The following is a 22664-nucleotide window of genomic DNA, read 5'->3' as shown; positions in this document are numbered from 1 at the left end:
CTGGCTCCTAGCGGACGGGATTTCATCATCCCTAATAAAGTAGTCGGAGAAATCATGTTATCCATGAAGCAGGTCGCACGCCTTGTTGCCGGATCTTCATTTGCCTTTTATTCCGTGGGCTATGCACAGGAGCCGTTTCAGATACTGGGGCCGGATGTCCTGGCAGGAGTGAGCGGCCTCATCCTTTATGGTGTAGCGGACGCAGGGATCCAGTATTCCCGCGCGGGAAGCAACCGGCTGCTACAGGAGGAGAGCGGTGCCGGCGCTACATCCCGCATCGGCTTTGCGGGCGTCGAGCAGCTGGGAAATGGCTGGTCCGTTCGTTTCAATCTGGAAAGTGCGCTCAAGCTGAAGAACGGCACTGCCGGTGGCACCACCATGCAGGGGGATTCGAGCCTGTTCAACCGGGAATCGAACGTGTCCCTGGTGTCCACGCAATGGGGGCGCATCCGGCTCGGACGGCAGTATCCGACCGAGCTCTCAACCAATATCGATCCCTTCTATGGCGTCGGCGCATTCTCGCCGCTCGCATCGTTGGTGGCGCTGAGTTCCGATCTTGGCAAGGGAGCGACCATTGGCGACTCCCGGATCAGCGACGCGATTTCCTACACCACGCCGATCATCGGCGGGTTCCAGGTGGAATACTTGTATGCGCCGCGCGGCGTCACGACCCCGGGGTTTCCCAAGGCGAGCTTCCAGGGCGCGCAGGTCGAATATACGAACGGACCGCTTTACCTTGGTGCCTTCTACGATGTGATCAAGACCGACCCCACGGCAGGCCTGAGCTCTTTCAAGAACCGGTGGCTGGGCGCAGGCGGGATGTACACGTTCAAGGGCGGCGTGAATCTGACATACGAGTACAACATGACCAACCCGGACAAGGAGGGCTACCTGGTCGCTAACAGCCACATGATCGGGCTCAGTGTGCCGAATGGTCGTGACTGGATCAAGTTTTCGGCGGTCTACCGCACCGTTGCCGGGCAATCGGACCGTAATTCCCTCGCTATCGGGCTTGGCTACGACTACAACCTGTCGAAGACGTCGGCCTTGTATGCCCGTCTGGGTTATGTGCTGAACCAGAAGAAGGCCATCGGTTCACTGGCGAATGTGGTGCTCAGCCAGCCCGGTGACGATGTCAGCATCGTTGCCTTGGGTATTCGGACGCGCTTTTGACGGGCATCGAAATGAGCGCGGCGCCGCGCACGTAAATGCGCGGCGCCGCTCGGTGTGGAAGGATTCGAAGGTGAGAAAGTGGGGATGAATATCCCGGGGAAGCGCCTGGCAGCGCCCCCGGAAATCACGCTTCCTGCCTATGCGCGCGCAGGCGGCGGAAGGACATCTGGCGGGATCGGACATGCATACGGACGACGACCCCGCTTGCGCAGGAGTTCTTCCCTGGCTTGCAGTAGCGTGTCCGGTTTTCCGGCAAGATCGATTGCCGTGGCGGCGAGCGTCTTGGCTGCGAGCAGCATGCCCTTGTGCGCCAGCGAGAGCTTCCCTTGCGACACCATCTGCCAGGAATGGAAACCGGTGCCAAATGCGTAGCATGCTGTCAGGCATTGGGTGGTAGGAACGACCCAGCTCACGTCACCGACATCGGTCGATCCCGTGACGGGACGTACGACGTCGGGGGAATAAGGAAGAATCTCAGGGACGATCGGCCGCGGGTCGCGCAAGGCGGCGGCAAAGTGGCGGGAGGAGTTGGCAAGATCCTCCTCGGCGATCGTGGACTGGATCGCGGTAGCAAAGCGGGTCTCGTCGGCGCTGACGTCAAAGCCGCCGATCGCGCGCATATTGCGATCCAGGACGTGATCCAGGGTGTCATTGTGCAGGACGTTCGAGACCGCCTTGTCGAAGACAATCTCCAGGCGGGTTCCGGTCATGAGCGCCGCGCCCTCGGCAATATCCTTGACCCGTTTGAAAAGGTCCATGGCGTCGTCGCTCCGCGGGGACCGGATCGTGTAGAGGACTTCCGCAAGCACGGGAATCACATTGGTCGAGATGCCCCCGGAATTGATGTACGCAAAATGTACCCGAGCCTGATCTGGCATGTGCTCACGAAGGTAATTGACGCCGATATTCATCAGCTCGGCCGCATCCAGCGCACTGCGTCCCAGGTGGGGTGCCAAGGCAGCATGCGATGCCTTTCCATGAAAGCGGAAATACGCCTGGACATTTGCCAGGGTTGCGTTCATGAAGACGGAGTTGGCGACTGAAGGGTGCCAGCTCAGCGCGACATCCAGGTCGTCAAACAGGCCATCGCGCGCCATGAATGTCTTGCCCGCGGCAGCCTCTTCGGCCGGGCATCCATAGAAGCGGACGGTCGCTCCGATATTGTTGGCGGCAAAGTAGTCTCGCGCCACCACCGCGGCCAGATGTGCTGCGGTGCCAAGCAGATGGTGGCCGCAGCCGTGCCCGTTGCCATTTTCAGCCCCGGCCGCCGGCATGCAGCTGAGCGCGCCGCTTTCCTGGCTCAGGCCCGCGAGCGCGTCATACTCGCCAAGGAAACCGATGACCGGCCCACCGGAGCCGGCCTCGGCGACAAAGGCAGTTGGCATGCCAGCCACACCACGCCTGACCTTGAAGCCGCTCTGTTCAATCTGCGCGGCATGCAGCTCCGCCGAGCGGAACTCCGCGTAACGCATCTCGGCGAACGACCAGATATTGTTGGCCAGGGAGATGTACTGGTGCCGCTTCGTCTCGACGAGGTCGACGACGCTTTCTATGTGTTTCACTGGAACTCCGGTGGATGGTCACTTGGCCTGACAGGCTAGTCCTCCCACCGGGCTTGCGGAAGGCTGGCGCACGTGCCGGCGTTCACTGCTGGTTGCCCCCCTTGAAGCGAGGTTTCACCCGCGTGCGGAAGGCCCCGTGGCGTCACGACGGCCTGGCGTTGCCCACCGGTTTCAGCATCTGGCTGGAGCGGGGACCGCGTAAATGGGTATCCCTGATAGGAAAACATAATTCGCTAATGGGACGATTGTCTTCCAGGGACGCACACGGCTGGCAATAGACCGGCGAACGCTGTACACGCAAGTAACCTTCCTTGACTTTCGCCTGGCCGAAAAATAGAATGATATTCGTTATTCGATTGCGGTGACGCCATCGATATCGGCAGAGGTAGTTCGCAGTCGCCGAGACGCGCATGCCTCACGGACTGGTACCCGTAGCCCGGTGGACATGGAGGAGGCGCCACCCGCCGAGGACATAGCAACCCCTATATGGAGGAAGTCGGATGTTAGAGCTAGAGGACGCAGTGGAGGCACCGCAGTGCTGCCATTCATCGCAGGGTTGCGCGCCAGAGCCGCAATTCGCGGTGGCCGAGAATCTTTGCCGGGTGGTCAGCAACCAGTGGGTGAACGACGAATACAAGCATCTCATCGTCAATGGGCCCGAAGTCGCATTACGCGCACAGCCTGGGCAGTTCTTCCATCTGGCCTGCCCGCCGGACCAGAACGGTGCCGCCTTGTTGCGCCGGCCCATGAGCTTGTACAGGGTGTCGCCGCACGAGGGGACGATTGAGTTTCTGTATAAGGTCCAGGGCCTGGGCACGCGAGGCCTGGCCGGCCTGCGCGCCGGGGATACGTTGGATGCGCTGGGACCGGTGGGCCGCGGCTTCACCGTGCCTGCCAGCGCCGGGCACATCCTGTTGCTGGCCCGCGGAGTGGGGCTGGCGACCCTGACGCCCCTGGCAGACTGGGCGCGCAGCAAGGGGGTGTCGGTCACCGCTGTGCTAAGCGCAAGGTCCGAGGGTTTGGTGATGTCGGCGGACTACCTCAAGGAGGCCGGCGCCAACGTGCTCATCGTCACGGACGAAGACGGCACCAGCCAGGTGGACCACGTCGAGGCCCTGATCCGCAGCACGCACGCGGCGCGCGGGCTGGACTACGTTGCCACCTGCGGTTCGAACCGGCTGCTGCAGTTGCTGCAGCGGATTACCGCCGACCTTGACGTCCCGGGACAGATTGCACTTGAGCAGCATATGGGCTGCGCACTGGGCGCGTGCTTTGCCTGCGTCCGGCCGTTCCGCAAGCAGGCGGACACGCAGGATCTCACCTATCGCAGGGTCTGCTGGGAAGGCCCCGTGTTCGACCTCCAGGAGACCGTATCGTGGTAGATCTAAGTGTGGAAATTGGCTCGCTCAGGTTGCAGAATCCGGTCATGCCGGCGTCCGGCACCTTTGCGGAAGGCCTGGCCGATGTGTTCGACCTGAACCGGCTTGGCGCCATCGTGACCAAGACGATCACCGACGACTTGCGGGAAGGCAATCCGCCGCCTCGCGTGGCGGAATTCAAGGACGCGACGTTATTCTCGATCGGTATCCCGAGCAAGGGCGGGGACTACTATCTGAAGGAGACGGTGCCTTTCTATCGGGCATACCAGCCGCCGCTGATCGCCAGTATCTCGGCAAACACGGTGGAAGAGTTTGGCAGGCTGGCGCGCAAGCTGTCCGTACCGGGGGTGGCGGCGATCGAGGCCAATGTGTCCTGTCCAAACCTCAAGAAGGACGGGCAGGCCTTCGGCATGGACCCCGATGCGACCTTTCAGGTGGTTCGCGCCATGAAGGCCGCCTCTGACCTGCCAGTCTGGCCCAAGATGACACCCAATGCGGGCAATGTCGTGGAAGTTGCACTGGCGGCCCAGGCCGCTGGCGCGGACGCGCTTGTCGTCAGCAATGCCATCCTGGCCATGGCGATCGATGTGGAGACGCGCCGTCCCCGGGTTGCCAACCTGATGGGCGGCCTGACGGGGCCGGCCACCAAGCCGATCATGTTGCGTATCGCCTATCAGTGCGCGCAGGCGGTGACGATTCCGGTGATCGGATGCGGCGGCATCACGACAGCGGAGGACGCCATCGAGTTCCTGCTCGCTGGCGCGACAGCCGTGCAGGTGGGCACGGCCAGCTTCCTCTCTCCGCAAACGATGCTCAACGTCGTCGATGGCATCGTGGCGTACTGCGAGCGCAAGGGTGTCGCCCGGGTGCGTGACCTCATCGGCGCCATGGAGTTGTTCGATGCGCCCGCCATTGCGGCGGGGGCAGGGCACTGACGGGCACAGGACTCGGGAGACACATCGTGCAATTTTCTTATCTTGTCACCTTCGAGAGCGCGGATCTGGCTGTCCGTATTGGGGCCGAGGACTTCCAGCGGGTTGCCGACATCGTCAGGGGCACGCCACAGCTGCGTCGCGCGCGGCTCTATACGCCCGAAAGCGCGAAGGACTACTACACGGATGACGGTCCTTCTCCGCCATTTGCGATGCAGCTGGATTTCGACACCCTCGCGGCGCTGGAAGCGGCAATCGCGGCGGACGGTCACCTTCAGGCCGTGGCGCGGCTTGCGCTGCCGGGCTTGCAAGGGTGCACAGTCACGCAACAGGTCATGGCCCGGCGTCCGTTCCCCGTCGACGATCCTGTCGGCCGGACGCCCGCCGACAGCGTGCCATGCAGCTTCCTGGTTCACTATCCCGGATACGCCGACGATTTCGATGCGTGGCTGAACTACTACCTGTCCCACCATCCGCAAATCATGCGCTTCTTTCCAGGGGTACGCGAAATCGAGATCTTCACGCGGGTGGACTGGGTGGATGCGATGCCATGGAAGCGCGTTCACTACATGCAACGGAACAAGCTGGTCTTCGACAGTGCGGCAGCCATTACCGCGGCGATGAATTCCCCTGTCCGGCATGACATGCGCGCGGATTTCGAGATGTTCCCCCGCTTCCACGGCAGCAACGTCCACTTCCCGATGGCAACGTACACCTACATGCTTTGATCGCAATGCACACCCCGGCCAAACCTCGCCGGCCAGTGCACGCCCCCCTTTTTTACCGCGCAGCACTGCCCATGCCTGGGCCCGGCGGCTGTCCGCACATACCCTCGGTTGACGATGTAATTTATGTGCGTAAAATCTAATTCATAATTATGAATATCGGCATGGCAGGCTGGCCATGCCGGCGCCGGCCTATGACAACCGCCGTCCAGGAGACAACCCGATGAAACCGAACTCGCGCCGCCGGCTGATGCTGTGCGCCGCCGTGCTGGGCGCCATGCCCGCCCTGGCCTGGAGCGACACCTATCCCAGCAAGCCCATCCGCATGGTGGTGCCGTTCGCACCTGGGGGGGCCACCGACGTGGTGGCGCGGCTGATCTCGCAGAAGCTGGGCGAGGCGCTCAAGCAGTCGGTGGTGGTGGAAAACCGCCCCGGCGCCAACGGCATCATCGGCACGGACATGGTGGCGCGCGCGGCGCCGGACGGCTACACGCTGCTGCTGAACACCGCCGGCGCGCAGACGCTCAGCCCGGTGCTGTACAAGGCGGGCTATGAGCCGCTGAAGAGCTTTGCGCCGATCTCGCAGATCAGCAATATCGGCTTCGTGATGGTGGTCCACCCCTCGGTGCCGGCCAAGACCGTACAGGAGTTCGTGGCCCTGGCCAAGTCCAAGACCAGGCCTTTGAGCCTGTCGGCCGGCAGCAGCATGATCGAGCTGATCGGCGCCAGCTTCAAGGCCGCGGCGGGTACGCCGGACGTGGTCAGCGTGTCTTACCGCGGCACCGGGCCACAGATGCAGGCGGTGGTGGCGGGCGAGGTCGACATGACCATCGACCCGTTCAACGGGATGGCGATGATCAAGGCCGGCAAGCTGCGCCCGCTGGCGGTGCTTGCGTCCAAACGCTCGCCCGCGCTGCCGGATGTGCCGACCATGCACGAGGCCGGCTTTGACGGCATGGCCTTCAATTCCCGGGCAGGCCTGCTGGCGCCGGCCGGCACGCCCAGGGAGATCGTCACGCGGCTGAACCAGGAAGTGAACCGCATCCTGGCGCAGCCGGAAGTCAGGCAGCGCCTGGCCGCGATCGACTATGAGGTGGTGGGCGGCACGCCGGAGCAGTTCGGCGCAACCATTGCCGAGGATGCGGCGAGGTGGGTGAAGATCGTCAAGGATACGAATTACAAGGCGGGGTCGTGAGGCCTATAGGCTTGGCCTGCGCCTGCTGACGCCGGCGCTCCTGCCGTAGCGGCCAGCAGCGCATCCACTTCCTGCCGCAGCGGCGGATACGCGCCGGCGCGGGTCGCGGCGACTGCTGCCGCCGCGCTGGCAAGCCGCGCCTGTGCGGCCAGGTCGGCGGCATTGCCGAGCACACCGGCCATCCAGCCGCCCATGGCCGCGTCGCCGCAGCCCACGGTATCGGCCACTTCCACCCGCATGGCCGGCTGCTCGATGGCGGTATCGCCCTTGAGCAGCGTCATGCCGTGCGCGCCGCGCGTCAGCATCACGGTGGCATCGTGCGCCATCTCACGGACTTGTGCCAGCGCGGCGCTGGTATCGAGCGCGGGGAACAGCCCGGCCAGGTCCTCGTCGGAAATCTTGACGTAGGTGGCCAGGCGCAGCATATGGGCTAGCACGTCCTGGTAGCCGGGCGTGCGCATCAGGTCGCGGAAGTTGGGGTCGAAGGCGATGCGCTTGCCGGCGCACGCGGCCTGCGTGGCCTCTTCGCACAGCCGTGCGGCCAGCGGCTGGCGCACCAGGCTGATCGAGCCGAAATGGACCACCTGCGCGGCCTGCCGCCATCCTTGCGGCAGCCGTGACGGCTCGAAATGCAGGTCCGCGCTGTTGTCCCCGACAAAGAAATACTGCGGCGGATGGCGCGAGGCGACAAAGGCCAGGAACGGCGAGCGTGCCACGCGTTGCAGGAAGCGGCCGTCCAGGCCAGCTTCGGCGCTGGCTTGCGCCAGATCATCGCCGAACAGGTCCTGGCTGACAGCTCCCGCAAAGGCGGTGGCAATGCCCAGCCGGGCGCCCACGCGCGCCACGTTCCAGCACGAGCCGCCGGGCAGGCCCAGCCAGCTGCCATCGGCCTGGCGGACCATATCGGTCAGGGCCTCGCCGAACACCACATAGCGGGGAAGGGGCGTGGACATCGGTGTCTCCTGTGTTGTCTGCTGCGGGTTAGCTCGCGGTCGTTGCCCGCACCGCCTGCGCGCGGCGGATCAGTGCGGCGGTCGAGGCATCGTGCGCGCCCGCGTCGGCCATGCCCTCCAGTTCGCGCTGGATCGGCGCGGCCAGCTTCTTGCCGAGTTCCACGCCCCACTGGTCGAAGGAATTGATCTGCCACAGCGCACCCTGCACGAAGGTGCGATGCTCCGACAGCGCCAGCAGCGCGCCCAGGTGGTACGGGTCCAGGCGCTGCAGCAGCAGCGTGTTGCTGGGCCGGTTGCCCTCGAACACCAGGTGCGGCACCAGGGCCTCGTCGCGCACGCCTTCGGCGCGCACCTCGGTTGCGGTGCGTCCGCGCAGCAGCGCCTCGCCCTGGGCAAAGCAGTTGGCCAGCAGCTTGGTATGGTGGCCGGGCAGGTCGCTGACCGGCTCCAGCGTGGCGATGAAGTCTACCGGAACCAGCTGCGAGCCCTGGTGCATCATCTGGAAATAGGCGTGCTGGCCATTGGTGCCGGTCGTGCCCCACACCACCGCGGCCGAGCCAGCATCGAGCGCGCCACCGTCGAGCCGCACGGACTTGCCGTTGCTTTCCATCTCCAGTTGCTGCAGGAAGGCCGGCAGCAGTTCCAGCGGCTCGCAGTACGGTGCCACGCAACGGCTGCCGGCGCCGAGGAAGCTGCGGTACCAGACGTCGAGCAGGCCCAGGATCATCGGCAGGTTGCGCTCAGGCGGTGCGCTGGCGAAATGCAGGTCCATGGCGCGCGCGCCGTCCAGCAGCTGCCGGAAGCGCTCGAAGCCGATGGCCACGGCGATCGACAAGCCCACCGCCGACCACAGCGAGAAGCGCCCGCCGACCCAGTCCCAGAACGGGAACATATTGGCCGGGTCGATGCCGAACTCGGCCACCGCGTCGCGGTTGGTCGACACCGCCACGAAATGCCGGGCCAGTCCGGCACGGGTCACGCCCTGCTGCAGGAACCAGTCGCGCGCGGTGCAGGCGTTGGCCATGGTTTCCAGCGTGGTGAAGGTCTTGGAGCAGACGATCACCAGCGTGGTGGCGGCATCGAGCCCGGACAGCGTGCGCGCCAGGTCGCTGCCGTCGACGTTGGCCACGAAGTGCATGCGCGGGCCAGTGTTCTGCTCGCTGGCCTGCGCGTCCGCCAGGGCGCGGCAGACCATGCGCGGGCCCAGGTCCGAGCCGCCGATGCCGATATTGACGATGTCGGTGATCTTGCGGCCATCAAAGCCGGTCCAGGCGCCGCAGCGCACCGCGCCGGCAAAGCGCTCCATCTGGGCCAGCACCGCGGCGACGTCAGCGCCGACGGGCACGCCGAGCGCGCGATAGCCATCCTCCGGATAGGCGCGCAGCGCGATATGCAGCGCGGCGCGGTGTTCGGTGGTGTTGACCGGGTCGCCGCCGAACATGGCGTCGCGCCGCCCGGCCACGCGCGCCTGATCAGCCAGGGTGAACAGCAATTCGAGCGTTTCGTCGGTAATGCGGTTCTTGGCGTAATCCAGCGTCAGGCCGCAGGCTTCGGCGGTGAAGCGCTCGGCGCGCAGCGGGCCGCGCGGGCCGTCGAACCAGTCGCGCATATGGCTGCCGCGCAGCGTGTCGGCATGCGCGCGCAGGGCTTGCCAGGCGGGTAGGGAAGTGGTCATCTCGGGTGCTCCGCAATACTTGGGCAATACAAGTCAATACGTGGACTACATCTCTTCATGCCAGGCCATGCCGTCGCGCGACAACAGGGCACTGGAGGCCGCCGGGCCCCAGGAGCCGGCGGTGTAGGGCTTGGGCGGCGTGGGGGAGTTCTCCCACGTCTTCAGGATGGGCGCGACCCAGCGCCACGCCTGCACCTGCTCGTCGCGCCGCACGAACAGGCCGAGCCGGCCGCGGATCACGTCGAGCAACAGGCGCTCGTACGCGCCCACGCGCCGCACGCGCGGCGCGGCATGGGTCAGCTGCAGGTCCAGCGACGCGGGAATCAGCGCCTGCGTGTCGCCCGGCTGCTTGGTCAGGAAATACAACCGGATGCTCTCCTCGGGCTGCAGCGTGATCACCAGCCGGTTACCGGACATGACCCCCAGCGGATGCGGGAACAGCGGGTAGGGCACGTCGTGGAAATGGATCACGATCTCCGCCACGCGCGACTGCATGCGCTTGCCGGTGCGCAGGTAGAACGGCACCCCGGCCCAGCGCCAGTTGGCGATCTCGGCGCGGATGGCGACGAAGGTCTCGGTGCGGCTGTCGGGCGCTATGCCAGGCTCGCTGGCATAGCCGGGCACCGGGTCGCCGCCCGCGGCGCCACGGGTGTACTGGCCGCGTACCACTTTCTCGGCCACGTCCTCGGGCCGGATCGGGCGCAGCGCCTTCAGGATCTTGAGCTTTTCATCGCGGATGGCGTCTTCCGACAGGCTGGTGGGCGGCTCCATCGCGACCATGCACAGCAGTTGCAGCAGGTGGTTCTGCACCATGTCGCGCAGCGCGCCGATGCCGTCGTAGAAGTTGCCGCGGCGCTCCACGCCCAGCTCTTCGGCAATGGTGATCTGCACCTGCCGCACCCATTCGCGCCGCCACAGCGGCTCGAACAGCACGTTGCCAAAGCGCACCGCCATCAGGTTCTGCACCGACTCCTTGCCCAGGTAGTGGTCGATCCGGTAGATCTGGTCCTCCGCAAAGTGCCGTGCCACTTCCGCGTTGATGGCTTCGGACGAGGCCAGGTCGTGTCCCAACGGCTTTTCCAGCACGATGCGGCTGCGCTGGCCGGTCAGGCCCACGCGCGCCAGTTGCTCGCAGATGGTGACGAACAGGTGCGGGGCCGTGGCCAGGTAGAACACCACCACCGGTGCCGCGCGCGCATTGACCAGTTCGGCCAGCGCATCGAAGCCGGCATCGGCGTTGGCATCGACCTGCAGGTACAGGATGCGGTCGAGAAAACCCTGCCACGCGGCCGCCGCGGCATTGCCCGCCAGTGCCGGCAGCACTTCATCGTTGAGCATGGCCAGGTAGGCGTCGTGCGACAGCGGCTGGCTGCCAAGCGCCAGGATGCGCCCGCGCGGATGCAGCGAGCCGGCGGCATGGGCGTCGAACAGCGCCGGCAGCAGCTTGCGCCGGGCCAGGTCGCCGGTGGCGCCGAACAATACGAAATCGAACTCCGGGGCAGGTTCAGGCGCCGGAGCGCCGGCAGGGTGGCTAGCCATCATGGATCAGCAAATAGAAGAAAGGGTGGAGGGACCGGCCATGCCGCTCAGCGCGGCGAGGCCCAGCCTTTGTACTGGCCGACATTGGCGCGCGTCACCAGGGTGGACGGCAGCAGCACGGTCGGGTTGGGCGGGCGCTGGCCATTCATCATGCCAACGCCCAGTTGCACCGCGGTGCGCGCAATGGCCCACGGGTCCTGGCTGGCCGAGGCCTGTACGAGCGTGTCGGCCTTGAGCGCCGCCTCGATGTCAGGCGCGCCGTCGACCGAGGCGATCAGGATGCCGCGGCGGTTGAGCTGGCGCGCGGCCAGGTCCGCGCCAACGGCCTGCGGGTCGTTGATGGTGAAGACCGCATCCACCTTGGGAAAGCGTGTCAGGTATAGCTGCATCACGTTCAGCCCGCCTTCGCGCGAGCCCTTGGCATCCTGGTCGTCGGACAGGATGCGGATATCGGGGTGGCGCGCCAGCACCGTCTTGCAGCCCTTGACCCGGTCCAGCACCGCCGACACCGGCGGGCCGTTCTGGATGATGACATTGCCGCGGCCCTTGAGCCGGTCGGCGATAAAGCCGCAGGCAAGCTCGCCGGCCTGGATGTTGTCGGTCTGCACGGTGGCATCGGCGCCGGCCGCGGCCACATCGACCGCCACCACCACGATGCCGGCCTTGCGCGCCTTGCGTACCGCAGGCTCGATGGCGCGGGCGTCGGCGGCATTGATCAGGATCAGGTCGACGCCGGCCACGATAAAACTGTCGATATGCATGAACTGCTTGTTCAGGTCATAGTCGGCCGACAGCACGGTCACCTTTACCTTCGGGTTGACCTGCCGGGCCGCGGCCTCGGCGCCGCGGGCCAGCGCGACGAAGTACGGGTTGCCCAGCGAGCCCAGGGTCACGCCGACTTTCCTGAGCGGGCGTTGCGCGGCCTGCGTGTCTGAAGCCGGCGCCGTCTGCGCGGGCACCTGTGCCATGGCTGGCACCGCGCACAGCGCTGCCAGCGAGCCCGCCGCCAGGGCCTTGAGGATGGGTTTGATCACGCTTTGTCTCCAGTGCGGCCGCATCTCAGGTACGGGCCGAGCCCTTCTGGCGATAGCGGTCGAGCGCGACCGCGCCGATGATCACCAGGCCCTTGATGATGTATTGCCATATGTCCGACACACCCAGCAGGATCAGCCCGTTGGACAGCACCGCGATGATCAGCGCGCCCACCAGCGTCCCTGCGATCGAACCGACCCCGCCGACAAAGCTGGTACCGCCCAGGATCACCGCGGCGATCGCGTCCAGCTCATAGGACTGGCCCAGCTGCAGCCCGTTGGCCGCATACAGCCGCGACGCCGACATCACGCCCCCCAGCCCCGACAGCAGCCCCGACACCGCATAGACGAACAGCAGCACCACCCAGACCTTGATGCCCGACAGGCGCGCGGCCTCGGCATTGCCGCCCACCGCGTAGATCTGCAACCCCAGCACCGTGCGGCGCAGCACCAGCCACGACACCGCGATCACCGCAACGGCGATGACCACCAGCCAGGGAACGCCCAGCAGGTCGCCGTTGCCAATGAAGGCGAACGAGATGTCCGGGTTGTAGACCGTGCTGTCGTTGCCGACCAGCCGCGCCAGCCCGCGCACCGCGGTCAGGCTGCCCAGCGTGACGATAAACGGCGGCAGCTTCATGAAGGCGATCAGCGCGCCGTTGACCAGGCCGAACAGCAGCCCGCACAGCAGCGCCGCCGGCACGCTCAGCGCGGCCAGCTGCGGCATCAGCGAAACCAGCATCGCCACCACTGCCGAGATCGACAGGATCGATCCCACCGACAGGTCGATGCCGCCGGTCAGGATCACAAAGGTCATGCCCGCGGCCAGCACCAGGTTGATCGAGGCCTGCTGGGCGATGATCGACAGGTTCTGCAGGCTGGCGAAGTTCTCGGTCAGCAGCGTGAAACCGAAGCAGAGCAGCACCAGCACCGGCAGCATGCCGAGTGCGCGCAGGCGTTCCTGCGTGGTGGCACGCCCGGTGGCGCGCGCCAGCGGCGCGGAGGCCGGTGTGGTGGCGCCATGGGCTGCGTTGGCCGTGGACGAGAGGGGATTGCGCATAAGTGTCTCCTGATGCTGCGAGGCGGCTTGCCGCCCCGGCGCGGCCGTTCTTTGCCGGCCTGTAGCGGAATTCAACGGTTCAATGCAGGACCGGGGGCTTTTGCTCGCCGGCGCCGGTCGCCAGCGCGATGATCTGTTCCTGCATGGCGGCGGCATCGGCACAACCCGGCACCTCGCCGGCCAGCTCGCCTTCGCGCATCACCAGCACGCGATCGCACAGGCCGACCACTTCGGGCAGCTCGCTGGAGATCATCAGCACCGCCACGCCGGAGCGCGCCAGCTCGTTGATGAGCCGGTAGATCTCGGCCTTGGCGCCGATATCCACACCGCGCGTGGGCTCGTCCAGGATCAGCACGCGCGGCCGGGTTTCCAGCAGGCGCGACAGCATCACCTTCTGCTGGTTGCCGCCGGACAGGGCTCCCACGTTGACCTGCGGGTGCGCCACGCGGATACCGAGCGAGCGGATCGCCGCGGCCGTGCGCTGCCGCGCGCTGGCGCGGTTCAGTCGCCCGCCGCGCAAGGCGTCGCGCGCGGCCACGATCAGGTTGATGTTCTCGTGCACGCTCTGGTCCAGGAACAGGCCCTGCAGCTTGCGGTCTTCGGTCAGGTAGGCGATGCCGGCATCGATCGCCTGGCGCGGTCCGACGGCCAGCGGCGTGCCCGCCACGAACACGGCGCCATCGGTGCGGGTATCGGCGCCGAAGACCAGCCGTGCCAGCTCGGTACGCCCCGCTCCGACCAGCCCCGCCAGGCCCAGCACCTCGCCGGCGCGCAGGTCGAAGCTGCAGCCGCGCACGCGGCGCCCGTCAGACATATTGCGCACCGACAGCATGATCTCGCCCGGCGCGGTCTCGCCGTGGGTCTTGGTGTAGAAGCCCGACAGGTCGCGCCCGACCATCATCTTGACCAGTGCGGCCTGCGTCAGTGCCTCACGCGTGAGCGTGCCGACAAAGCAGCCGTCGCGCAGCACGGTGACGCGGTCGGCCAGCTCATCGATTTCCGCCATGCGGTGGCTGATGTAGATGATGGCCATGCCTTCGGCGCGAAGCTGGCGGATCAGCGCGAACAGGCGGTCGGTCTCGCGGGTGGACAGCGGCGTGGTGGGCTCGTCCATGACCAGGATGCGGGTCTCGAAATGCACCGCGCGGGCAATTTCCACCAGCTGGCGCTGCGCGATCGACAGCGTATTCACTGGCGTCTGCGGCGTGAAGTCCGCGCCCAGCCGGGCCAGCGTGGCCTCGCAGGCACGCGCCATGGCGGCTCGGTCGACCATGCCGCGGTGGTGCAGGTGGCGGCCCAGGTAGATGTTCTCGGCCACGCTCAGGTTGGGTGCCAGGCTCAGCTCTTGGTAGATCACGGCCACGCCGTGGGCGCGCGCCGTGGCCGGGCCGTCGATGGCCACCGGCTCGCCCGCGATGCGGCACTCGCCGCCCGGGTCGGCGATATAGGCGCCTGACAGGATCTTCATCAGCGTGGATTTGCCGGCGCCGTTCTCGCCCATCAGGGCATGGACTTCCCCAGGGTAGACGGTAAGCTCCATGTTGGTGAGCGCCTTCACGCCGGGGAAGGTCTTGGAGATATTGCGCAGTTCGAGCAACGGCGCATGGCTGCCATGCAAATGGGCTGGCGTGGGCGAAGTACGCGGTGCTTCAGACAATGGCATGGCTGGCCTCCGGAACGATGGCGGACGCACCCCGCAGCAGCTCGGCGCGCGGCGAGAAATTCATGAACATCGGCAGCGACGCGGCACCCACCGCGCCGGCGTTGGCGCCGAAGCAACCGCGCACCACGGTGGCGGGCGCGCGGGCCTCGGGGGCGCTCTCATCCAGCGCCTGCTGCAGGCGCGCGATCAGCGTGGCGACCAGGCCGCCGTCGATATCGGCATCGAAGATCACCAGCGGCACGTCGAGCACGGCAAGGGCCGACTGCAGCGCAGGGGCCAGCGCATCGACGCAATCCGCAATCCATTCCTCGACCGCGGGGTGCGCCAGTTCAACCTGGCGCTGCAGGTCGGCATGGCCGTTGACCACCACGCCGTGGTGGCGCAGGTGGCGGGTCAGGGCGTTGAGCGACGCGCGCGAGATCAGGATGTCACGGCGCTTGCCGTTGCCATTTGCCGACGGCGCTGAGGGCAGGGTGCTGGGCGGCACCGGCATCATCGCGATATCGCCGGCGTTCCCTGAGACGCCGCGCACGCAATCGCCATTGAGCACCACGCCACCGCCGATGGCGGGACCAAGGAACACGTAGAGGAAATGCTGGGCATGGTGGCGGCCATAGAACAGCTCGGCCACCGCGGCGGCGGTGCCGTCGTTTTCGCCGAAGACCGGCAGGCCGGTGGCGGCGTTGAGCATCGCGGGGAAGTCAGCCTGGTCCCATGCACGGAAGCTCGCCTGGAAGGCTTCGCCCTGTACGTCCAGTTCGCGCAGCCAGGCGCCCAGGTTATAGGGCTGCGCCACGCCGATGCCCAGCAGCCGCTTCTGTTCGGCGGGGGTGAGCAGGGCGCGCAGCTCGGCGATGTCGTGCCGCACCATCTCCAGCGCCTGGTCGGGGTGGGGCAGGACCAGCTGGTGGGCGCGGCTGGCCAGGATATGGCCGGCAAAGTCCACCATCGCCACCTCGATGCTGCCCCGGTCCAGCCGCACGCCGATGCCGAAGGCGCCCTTGGGCTGCAGCCGGATCAGGCTGGCGGGCTGGCCGCGCTGGCCTTCCGTGCGACGCCCGGACTGCTCGACCAGGCCTTCTTCGGACAGGGTCTGCACGATGCTGCCGACCGCCGTATTGGTCAGCTGCGCCATGCGCGCGAGGTCGGCCTTGGAGGCCTCGCCGGCTCGGCGCAGCGCCAGCAGCAGCGCACGTTCGTTGTACAGGCGCAGGCTGGCGGAATTCACGCCACGGCCCGCTTTGGATGCGGTCATCTTGTCTCCGTCCTGTTCGGCTGGCCCGACGATCCTTGAATGGTCAGCGCTATTAATTAATTCATGGTGAATTAAATGATATGCGCGAACAGAACTCAACCACGGGAAAACCCCAGGACGGACGGATTTATGCCGGATGCGGCACAGCGGCCGATCGGAAACAGGCAAGGAAAGGGCGGCTCCGTCGCATCTGTGGGCCGCTAAAAGAAGGCGGGTGGCAGTCTTGCAGGCTGGATGCGTGCTTGCCCGCGTGCAGACTGCCGTTGGCTTCCTCTATTGCTTCGACATCTGCGTGGTGAAATAGCCGCCGTAGCCCGTGCTGCCGGCCATCAGAAGTGTCCGCACATAGCGCATGCTGCTGGTCGCGACGATGCTGCCGTTGGCTGGCATCAGCCGGATCGCGGCAAAGCCCTTGTGCAACACGCCGGTCGACATGACACAGCCCGTGCTGTTCGGTTGAGTCGAATTGGCGGCGGTCGCGTTCACGGCATACAAGTTTTTGGCCGTTCCGGGCTCGGCAAGCTTCACCGTGCCTTGCAGGTTGCAGATGCGGGTGCCGCTGGTATAGGTGCCCGCGAGGTTGCCCGCGTCGTCGATCTGCATGGCAAATCCATCCTACTTCCAGTTGCCGGCGATGGCAGTCTGGTTCTCGGCCAGTGCGTTGGATGGATCGTAGGTGTTGAGTAGCGCGGTGGACGTGCGACTCGATGTCTTGACGAAGTTGCCGCTAAGACGCTGGCCCGGCGTGATGGTGCCGGTCCCGGTTGCCAGGCTGAGATAGCCGTCTTCATACAGGGTGTCGGTGCTCAGCGTCCAGAATCAGCGGAAATTGCCGAGGCTGGGGGATACGGCCAGCGGGCGCGGCGTCTGCGCGACATCTTGCCGGCTCGCTCGCCTCAATCCGGCAGCGCCCCCGCCTGGCGCAACGCCGCGCGTGCAATCTCCATCCGCGCCTTCGCATGCTCGGGCCGCAGCATGTCCAGATTGAGCGCAAACAGGTAGTCGTCGCCGCCACGCTCGACCCAGCCCACCAGCCAGCCCACCGCCGGCCTGGTCGAATCGGCCCAGCCGGTCTTGGCGTGCAGGGTGTAGCCAGCGGTGCGCTCCATCACCGTGATGTCGTCCACGGCGCTGAAGGTAGCGGGCGAGAACGGCAGCGTGCGCTGCACCACGCCCTTGAGGAAGTCGACCTGCTGGTAGGCGGAGATCTGCAGCGTGCCGTTCAGCCAGAAGCGGTCGACCTGCCCGGAACTATCGGCGTTGCCATAGTGCGATGCACTCAGGTAGCGCTGGTAGGCCGCGCCGCCTACCCGCCGCGCCAGCGCCTGGTAGGCCGGCACGCAGGAGTTGGGGAAAGCCACGCGCAGCGGTACGTCGGCGTTGCAGGCGTCGGGCAGGATGGCCTTGCCGCCGACCAGCCAGACCTTGCCGTCCCACGGCAGCTTGTCATGGTCGACGTCGGCCACGGCGCCGGTCTCCAGGCCGATCATCGAGTTCAGGATCTTGAAGGTCGATGCCGGCGAGTACTGCGTGGCCGCGCGCGCCTTGTTGAAGGTCAGCATGCGGTCGCGCCGCAGGTCGTAGATCACCATGGTGCCGGTGGTATCGGCCTGGCGGAACAGTTGCGCGGCATCCAGCGGGACTTCATTCGGTGCCGCCAGCGCGGGCAGGGTCGAGGCAAGCAGGCCGAGGCCGAACGCCACCGGCGTCAGCAAACGAGCAAGACGATGGTTCATGGCTGTGCAGAGGAGTTGAGGGGATGGCAATCCGGGCCCGGACCGTGGTGCGCAGCATAGGAGAGCGCTTGCGCAACGCCAACCACACGCCCTGTAACTTGCGTAACATGGCGGCGCTGCCTGCGTTTTGATCCATCCCTGACTGCCTGATGCCAGCCACGCCCGCCCCGATCCGTATCGATGTATCGGCCCCGTACCGGGTCGACGGCCAACCCGCGCGCTACCAGTCGGTCTGGTTGCTGGCGCGCATCTGGCATGCCCAGCGCAGCGGCGAGGACGGTGTCACTGCCGCCGTGGTGCGCAGCGCGTTTCCAACTGCGGCCAACCTGCGCATGCTGGTGTCGCGCGCGTTTGCCGACTTTACGCGCTGGCAGGTCGCGGTTGGCTGGGGCGCGGACCGCGAGCGCGATCCCGCCGCGGCCAACCCGGCGCACCGCAGCCGCGGGCCGTTCTGGATCACGGCGGCGAGCGCGCGCCGGCTGCGCTTTGTTGCCGATGGGCGCACCCTGGGCCCGGCCGCCCTGGCCCGGCATTTCGGTTTTCACGCCGGCGGGAAGGCGGCGCCGGCAAGCCAGTCGGACGGCGTCGGCTACGTGATGCGCGACATGGCCTTCTGGAGCGAGCTGATGCAGGCCATGCGCAGCGCGCAGGACGGCCATGCCGGGGCGCACGGTTCAGCGGTGGCAGAGTCCTTTCATGCGGCACGGCGCAGTGCCGGCGATGGTTTCCAGCAGGCGCTGACGCTGCTCAAGGAAAGCCAGGCCTGGCGTCGCTGCGGGCGCCTCGACCAGAGCCGCGCCGCGCTCAGGCGCTTCGACCGGCTGGCGCAGGCTGCCGACGCGGGTGCGGCGACACCGGCGTTCCTGGCCATGGCGCACGTCGTGAGGGCATGGGAGTGCTATACGCGCGGCGATGGCGACGGCGCACGCGCCGGGCTGGAACGCCTGCACGCCGATCCGGAACTGCGCCTGGTGGTGCGCTACAACCCGCGCGTGCGCTTTGAAGTGCTGAACCTGGAAGCGCTGCTGCATAAGGCCGATGCCATGCGCGCCACGCATGCCGCCACTGCGCAGGCCGCGCAACTGGCGCTGGATGCGTTCGCGGGCGCGCTGCAGGCCGCGTACGAGGCCGATTCCGTCGATGCCGTGCAGCACGCAGCGGCCAATATCGGGCTGAGCCTGTGGCTGTTCTGGCGGCACGGGCTGATCGATGCGGAGCGCACGCTGTCCGCCAGCGCGGTGCAGCAGCAGGCCATGCGCTGGCTGGGGCTGTCGGAGTGGATCTGCGATCGGTTCGGCGTGGGCGGCGGTACCGCGTGGAATGCGATCTTCCTGCTGCGCATCGCGCGCGGCAGTTGCGGGCCCGATACGCCGCCGTCCGACCGCCCGGCCAGGTCCAGCGACAGCATGGCCGCGTTCCGCCGCCAGCGCCCGCTGTCCGTGGCCGATGCCATCGACGCACTGCGGCCGTTCCATGCGCCGTTTGCCCCGGCCAAGGGCTTCGTGCGCTGGTCTGCCGTCGCCGCGTTTGCACTGGAAGACCACGACGCCGGCCATGTCAGGCTGGGGCCGCTGCAGCTGGCCAACCTGCTGCTCGAACTGGCCTGGTATCTCGCCCATGAGCAAGGCGCCACCATCAGGGCGTGCGCCGCGGTGGAGCGGCTGGCCGCCGAGCTGCCCGCGCTGCGGCCGGCGGAGCGGGCGTTCTTCACCGCGGAACTGCGCGTACTGCCGCCGGAGTTGCGCGATGCTGCAGCGGAAGCGGCGCGGCGAACGCGCAAGGCGGCGTGAGTGCGGGACCTATTGCCTCAGAATTCAGGGCAGATCACAGGCAAAAGGCGCGCGGGCAAGGTTGCCCGCGCGCCTTTTCGATGTCTGGCAGCTCAGGCTGCTTCGCCGGCAGTGGTGCCAACGCCGCCATGCTGCCCTTCGTCGGCCGTTTGCTCCTCATCCTTGCCGCCAGGCAGCAGCAGGTTGAGGATCACCGCTGACAGCGAGCCCACCGTGATGCCCGAGCCAAACACTTCGTTGACAAAGGCCGGCAGCTTCGACAGCAGTTCCGGGCGGAACGTCACCGCCAGGCCGCAGCCGATCGACACCGCCACGATCAGGGTATTGCGCTGCGTGAACCTGACCGTGCTGAGCATCTGGATCCCGCCCGACACGATCATCGCGAACATCATCAGGCCTGCGCCGCCCAGCACCGGCTGCGGGATCGTCACCACCAGCGCGCCCAGCACCGGGAACAGCCCGGCCAGCAGCAGCATCACGCCGGTCAGCGCCACCACATGGCGGCTGGCCACGCCGGTCAGCGAGACCACGCCGACGTTCTGTGCAAAGGTCGACAGCGGCGGGCTGCAAACCAGCGCCGCAAAGGCGGAGCCAAAGCCATCGCACAGGATGCCGCGCGACAGGCACTTGCCGGAAATCGGCCGCTGCGTGGCCGCGCCGAGCGCCATGAACGTGCCGGTCGACTCGACGATGGTCACCAGGAAGGCAATCGACATGGCGACGATGCCCGAGATGGGGAACGACATGCCGAAGTGCAGCGGTTGCGGCAGCGCGATGATCGGCGCCTGGTGAAACTGCGTGAAGTCGACCAGGCCCAGTGCCAGGCACAGCAGGTAGCCGCCGGCAATGCCAACGACAATGGCCGAGGCCGACAGCATGCCCTTGCCCCACTGCACCACGGCCACCACCAGCGCCAGCACTGTGACGGCAATCGCGAGGTTGCCGGGCGAGCCATAGCGGCTGCTGCCGTGGCCGCCGGCGGCCCAGTCAATGGCTACCGGAATCAGCGACAGGCCGATCATGGTGACAACCACGCTGGTGACGGTATGCGGAAACAGCTTGCGGATCGCCGGCATGAAGAAGCTGCCCAGGATCATCACCAGCGAACCCGCCAGCGCGGAGCCCAGGATGCCGGCCACGCCGTGCTCGATGCCCACGCTGATGGCCGCGCCGACAAAGGCGAAGCTGGTGCCCATCACGCACGGCATGCGGATGCCGACCGGGCCGACGCCCTTGCACTGGATGATGGTCACGATGCCCGAGCCAAGCAGGGCGGCATTCACCAGTGCCACGACCTGGTCAGGCGGCAGCTTCAGGGCACCGCCGATGACCAGCGGTACCGCAATGATGCCGCCAAGGGCCGCCAGCAGATGCTGGAGCGCAAGCAAGAACGTCGTCAACCGTGGGGGGCGGTCTTCCACCTTGAACAGCAAGGGCGCCATTCATGTCTCCTGTCGTCTGGCCGGATATGGTTCCGGCCTGTCTTGTTTTCTGGTGCCGGGCGGGGGAGCCCCGGCACGCTGGTTGCACGCTGCGGGCCAGAGGCGACTGCCCCGCGAGCGAGGCGGGGGAGGATATCTCCCGCCTCAACAGGCGTGCAAGAATAACAGGGATAAGCGTTCCGTGATACAAAGATTGCATACAATTTGTATCAACTCCCGTGCGCGGAACGACAAGAACCAGCGTGGCGCCCCGGGGTCAGTGGCGCTCTGCCAGGGCCTTCTGGATCTCCGCCTCGGTCTGCGCGTACTGGCCTTCGCCAAAGTGCTTGTAGACCACGGTGCCGTTGGCATCGATCAGGTAAAGCGCCGGCCAGTACTGGTTGCTCCAGGCGTTCCAGGTGGCATAGGCGTTGTCCTGCGCTACCGGGTAGTGAATATCAAAGCGTTTGAGCGCCGCCTGCACGTTGCTGGTGGATTTCTCGTAAGCGAACTCCGGCGTGTGTACGCCGACCACCACCAGGCCCTTGTCGCGGTATTTGTCGTACCACTGGCGGACATGGGGCAGCGTGTTGATGCAGTTGATGCAGCTGTAGGTCCAGAAGTCGACCAGCACGACCTTGCCGCGCAGCCCGGCTACGGTCAGCGGTTCGGAGTTCAGCCATTTGTCGATGCCGGTGAATTCGGGCGCCTTGCCGTAATCGGCTGGCGCCGCGACGGCATATTGGGCGACAAGGGGGCGGCAACGATGACAGTAGTCGCCAGCAGGGTGCGAAGGATGCGGTGCATGGTTCAGGCTCCAGGTTGAGCGGCAGGGAAAAGAGAGGTCAGCCAGGCGACGGCAAGGGTGTCGTACTGGAAGTACATGGCGGCGGGCGCAGGCGGCTGGTTTCACCCGGCGACGCGCCGAGCAGCATCGGCAGCACCGGCAGCACGCAAGGCGAGGCAATGGTCAGCACGCCGGCGGCGAAGGCAAGGAAGGTGTCGATCATGGCTGCCTCCGGCTGGCCTGCGACGTGCAGTGCGGGGCATGGCACCAGCGGCGGGGTGCCTGGGGATAGTGTCTGGCGGCGATGCGCATGGCGGTGGCCTCCTGATCTGGTGATAGCCGCATTTCACCGTCCGTGCGTATCCCGGATGTTTCCGCATCCCGCCTGGAATGCAATGTTTCTTGTCGTGCGTCGCCCCGAATACAGAGCGATACAAAGTACCCAGGCGGCCGCAGCGCAATGACTGCGCGGGGTATGGCGCAATTTCCGGACGGACTATGCTTAGCTAAGTTTTCTAGCTAGGGTTGCGTGTGCATGCTGGTGGCCCAGGCGCTCAGCGAAGGCATGACCCTGCTGACGGCCGACGCGACGATGGCCGGCTCCCATCCCGTGACCAGGGTGGTATAGGCAGGAAGCCTCACCGGTAGGACACTAGTGTCCTGAGTCGCAAGTTCGTTGCATAAGTCTGCCGATAAGCTGCACGATCCGTCGTCGCGAATGCTCGCAAGGCTCCAGCCTTGCTGCGCTTCGCTCCTAGGCTCGCGCACCTTCTCGACAGACTTATTTC

General features: G+C 66.4%; 18 protein-coding genes and 2 pseudogenes. 6 read left to right on the top strand and 14 right to left on the bottom strand.

The features are described 5' to 3' along the window. Window positions 1-54 precede the first annotated feature (54 nt). On the top strand, window positions 55-1173 hold the full coding sequence (locus DN412_RS10205) for a porin (protein WP_115014548.1): 1119 nt from the start codon (window positions 55-57) through the stop codon (window positions 1171-1173). A 137-nt stretch (window positions 1174-1310) separates the two neighbouring features. Here DN412_RS10205 and DN412_RS10200 read toward each other — a convergent pair whose 3' ends face one another. After that, window positions 1311-2735, bottom strand: a complete 1425-nt coding sequence (locus DN412_RS10200) for an amidohydrolase (RefSeq protein WP_115014546.1) — start codon at window positions 2733-2735, stop codon at window positions 1311-1313. 581 nt (window positions 2736-3316) lie between these two features. Between DN412_RS10200 and DN412_RS10195 the strand changes: the two genes are divergently transcribed. From DN412_RS10195 to DN412_RS10180, 4 genes are all read left to right on the top strand, one after another. Then, complete coding sequence (locus DN412_RS10195; RefSeq protein WP_244222613.1) at window positions 3317-4117, top strand: dihydroorotate dehydrogenase electron transfer subunit; 801 nt, start codon at window positions 3317-3319, stop codon at window positions 4115-4117. Further along, window positions 4111-5049 (top strand): dihydroorotate dehydrogenase, encoded by a 939-nt coding sequence (locus tag DN412_RS10190; RefSeq protein ID WP_115014541.1) that lies wholly within the window; start codon window positions 4111-4113, stop codon window positions 5047-5049. Before DN412_RS10195 ends, DN412_RS10190 begins: the two co-directional genes overlap by 7 nt. Before the next feature lie 26 nt (window positions 5050-5075). After that, complete coding sequence (locus DN412_RS10185; RefSeq protein ID WP_115014539.1) at window positions 5076-5774, top strand: EthD family reductase; 699 nt, start codon at window positions 5076-5078, stop codon at window positions 5772-5774. 220 nt (window positions 5775-5994) lie between these two features. Next, window positions 5995-6966 carry a Bug family tripartite tricarboxylate transporter substrate binding protein gene (locus tag DN412_RS10180; protein WP_115014537.1) on the top strand — a complete coding sequence of 324 codons (972 nt, stop codon included), beginning with the start codon at window positions 5995-5997 and terminating at the stop codon, window positions 6964-6966. Here DN412_RS10180 and DN412_RS10175 read toward each other — a convergent pair. The 9 genes from DN412_RS10175 to blaOXA form a co-directional block, all read right to left on the bottom strand. Continuing rightward, window positions 6948-7919, bottom strand: coding sequence for a carbohydrate kinase family protein (locus DN412_RS10175; protein ID WP_115014535.1), 972 nt, complete (start codon window positions 7917-7919; stop codon window positions 6948-6950). The genes DN412_RS10180 and DN412_RS10175 overlap by 19 nt on opposite strands. A 28-nt stretch (window positions 7920-7947) precedes the next feature. After that, entirely contained in the window at window positions 7948-9594 is a 1647-nt protein-coding gene (gene pgi, locus DN412_RS10170; RefSeq protein WP_115014533.1) for a glucose-6-phosphate isomerase, read from the bottom strand. Between the two features lie 45 nt (window positions 9595-9639). After that, complete coding sequence (gene zwf / locus DN412_RS10165) at window positions 9640-11136, bottom strand: glucose-6-phosphate dehydrogenase (RefSeq protein ID WP_115014531.1); 1497 nt, start codon at window positions 11134-11136, stop codon at window positions 9640-9642. A gap of 44 nt (window positions 11137-11180) precedes the next feature. Then, complete coding sequence (locus DN412_RS10160) at window positions 11181-12101, bottom strand: ABC transporter substrate-binding protein (protein ID WP_244222623.1); 921 nt, start codon at window positions 12099-12101, stop codon at window positions 11181-11183. Between the two features lie 91 nt (window positions 12102-12192). Next, entirely contained in the window at window positions 12193-13224 is a 1032-nt protein-coding gene (locus tag DN412_RS10155) for an ABC transporter permease subunit (protein WP_078200294.1), read from the bottom strand. Window positions 13225-13303: 79 nt separating this feature from the next. Further along, window positions 13304-14887 (bottom strand): sugar ABC transporter ATP-binding protein, encoded by a 1584-nt coding sequence (locus tag DN412_RS10150; protein ID WP_115014527.1) that lies wholly within the window; start codon window positions 14885-14887, stop codon window positions 13304-13306. Then, window positions 14874-16142 carry an ROK family protein gene (locus DN412_RS10145; protein WP_115014525.1) on the bottom strand — a complete coding sequence of 423 codons (1269 nt, stop codon included), beginning with the start codon at window positions 16140-16142 and terminating at the stop codon, window positions 14874-14876. Before DN412_RS10145 ends, DN412_RS10150 begins: the two co-directional genes overlap by 14 nt. A gap of 273 nt (window positions 16143-16415) precedes the next feature. After that, window positions 16416-16745, bottom strand: coding sequence for a hypothetical protein (locus tag DN412_RS44025; RefSeq protein WP_208647590.1), 330 nt, complete (start codon window positions 16743-16745; stop codon window positions 16416-16418). Between the two features lie 293 nt (window positions 16746-17038). Continuing rightward, the gene (gene blaOXA / locus DN412_RS10135) at window positions 17039-17878 is read right to left on the bottom strand and encodes an OXA-1206 family carbapenem-hydrolyzing class D beta-lactamase (protein ID WP_115014522.1); all 840 of its coding nucleotides are present in this window, start codon (window positions 17876-17878) and stop codon (window positions 17039-17041) included. Between the two features lie 149 nt (window positions 17879-18027). Between blaOXA and DN412_RS10130 the strand changes: the two genes are divergently transcribed. Next, window positions 18028-19668: a hypothetical protein gene (locus DN412_RS10130; RefSeq protein ID WP_115014519.1), complete on the top strand. Its 1641-nt coding sequence runs from the start codon at window positions 18028-18030 to the stop codon at window positions 19666-19668. 92 nt (window positions 19669-19760) lie between these two features. Here DN412_RS10130 and DN412_RS10125 read toward each other — a convergent pair whose 3' ends face one another. The 4 genes and pseudogenes from DN412_RS10125 to DN412_RS44020 all read right to left on the bottom strand — a co-directional run. Beyond that, on the bottom strand, window positions 19761-21110 hold the full coding sequence (locus DN412_RS10125) for a nucleobase:cation symporter-2 family protein (protein WP_115014517.1): 1350 nt from the start codon (window positions 21108-21110) through the stop codon (window positions 19761-19763). A gap of 256 nt (window positions 21111-21366) precedes the next feature. Further along, window positions 21367-21896 (bottom strand): annotated as a pseudogene (locus tag DN412_RS10120) (thioredoxin family protein). Between the two features lie 83 nt (window positions 21897-21979). Next, window positions 21980-22099: pseudogene (locus DN412_RS10115) on the bottom strand (cytochrome c biogenesis protein CcdA); the annotation flags it as partial. A 296-nt stretch (window positions 22100-22395) separates the two neighbouring features. Next, window positions 22396-22664, bottom strand: a 269-nt coding sequence (locus DN412_RS44020) for a hypothetical protein (RefSeq protein WP_208647589.1), incomplete at its 5' end; no start/stop codon positions are given.

It is taken from the genome of Cupriavidus lacunae (assembly GCF_003353055.1).
In the GTDB taxonomy this organism is placed as follows: domain Bacteria; phylum Pseudomonadota; class Gammaproteobacteria; order Burkholderiales; family Burkholderiaceae; genus Cupriavidus; species Cupriavidus lacunae.
This window is presented reverse-complemented; position numbering and strand designations above follow the sequence as displayed.

Bases quoted from the DNA above. Each gene is read 5' to 3' on its own strand.
- DN412_RS10205 (WP_115014548.1), top strand. From the start codon at position 55: ATGTTATCCATGAAGCAGGTCGCACGCCTTGTTGCCGGATCTTCATTT.
- DN412_RS10180 (WP_115014537.1), top strand. From the start codon at position 5,995: ATGAAACCGAACTCGCGCCGCCGGCTGATGCTGTGCGCCGCCGTGCTG.
- DN412_RS10175 (WP_115014535.1), bottom strand. From the start codon at position 7,919: ATGTCCACGCCCCTTCCCCGCTATGTGGTGTTCGGCGAGGCCCTGACC.
- pgi (WP_115014533.1), bottom strand. From the start codon at position 9,594: ATGACCACTTCCCTACCCGCCTGGCAAGCCCTGCGCGCGCATGCCGAC.
- zwf (WP_115014531.1), bottom strand. From the start codon at position 11,136: ATGATGGCTAGCCACCCTGCCGGCGCTCCGGCGCCTGAACCTGCCCCG.
- DN412_RS10160 (WP_244222623.1), bottom strand. From the start codon at position 12,101: ATGGCACAGGTGCCCGCGCAGACGGCGCCGGCTTCAGACACGCAGGCC.
- DN412_RS10155 (WP_078200294.1), bottom strand. From the start codon at position 13,224: ATGCGCAATCCCCTCTCGTCCACGGCCAACGCAGCCCATGGCGCCACC.
- DN412_RS10150 (WP_115014527.1), bottom strand. From the start codon at position 14,887: ATGCCATTGTCTGAAGCACCGCGTACTTCGCCCACGCCAGCCCATTTG.
- DN412_RS10145 (WP_115014525.1), bottom strand. From the start codon at position 16,142: ATGACCGCATCCAAAGCGGGCCGTGGCGTGAATTCCGCCAGCCTGCGC.
- DN412_RS44025 (WP_208647590.1), bottom strand. From the start codon at position 16,745: ATGCAGATCGACGACGCGGGCAACCTCGCGGGCACCTATACCAGCGGC.
- blaOXA (WP_115014522.1), bottom strand. From the start codon at position 17,878: ATGAACCATCGTCTTGCTCGTTTGCTGACGCCGGTGGCGTTCGGCCTC.
- DN412_RS10130 (WP_115014519.1), top strand. From the start codon at position 18,028: ATGCCAGCCACGCCCGCCCCGATCCGTATCGATGTATCGGCCCCGTAC.
- DN412_RS10125 (WP_115014517.1), bottom strand. From the start codon at position 21,110: ATGGCGCCCTTGCTGTTCAAGGTGGAAGACCGCCCCCCACGGTTGACG.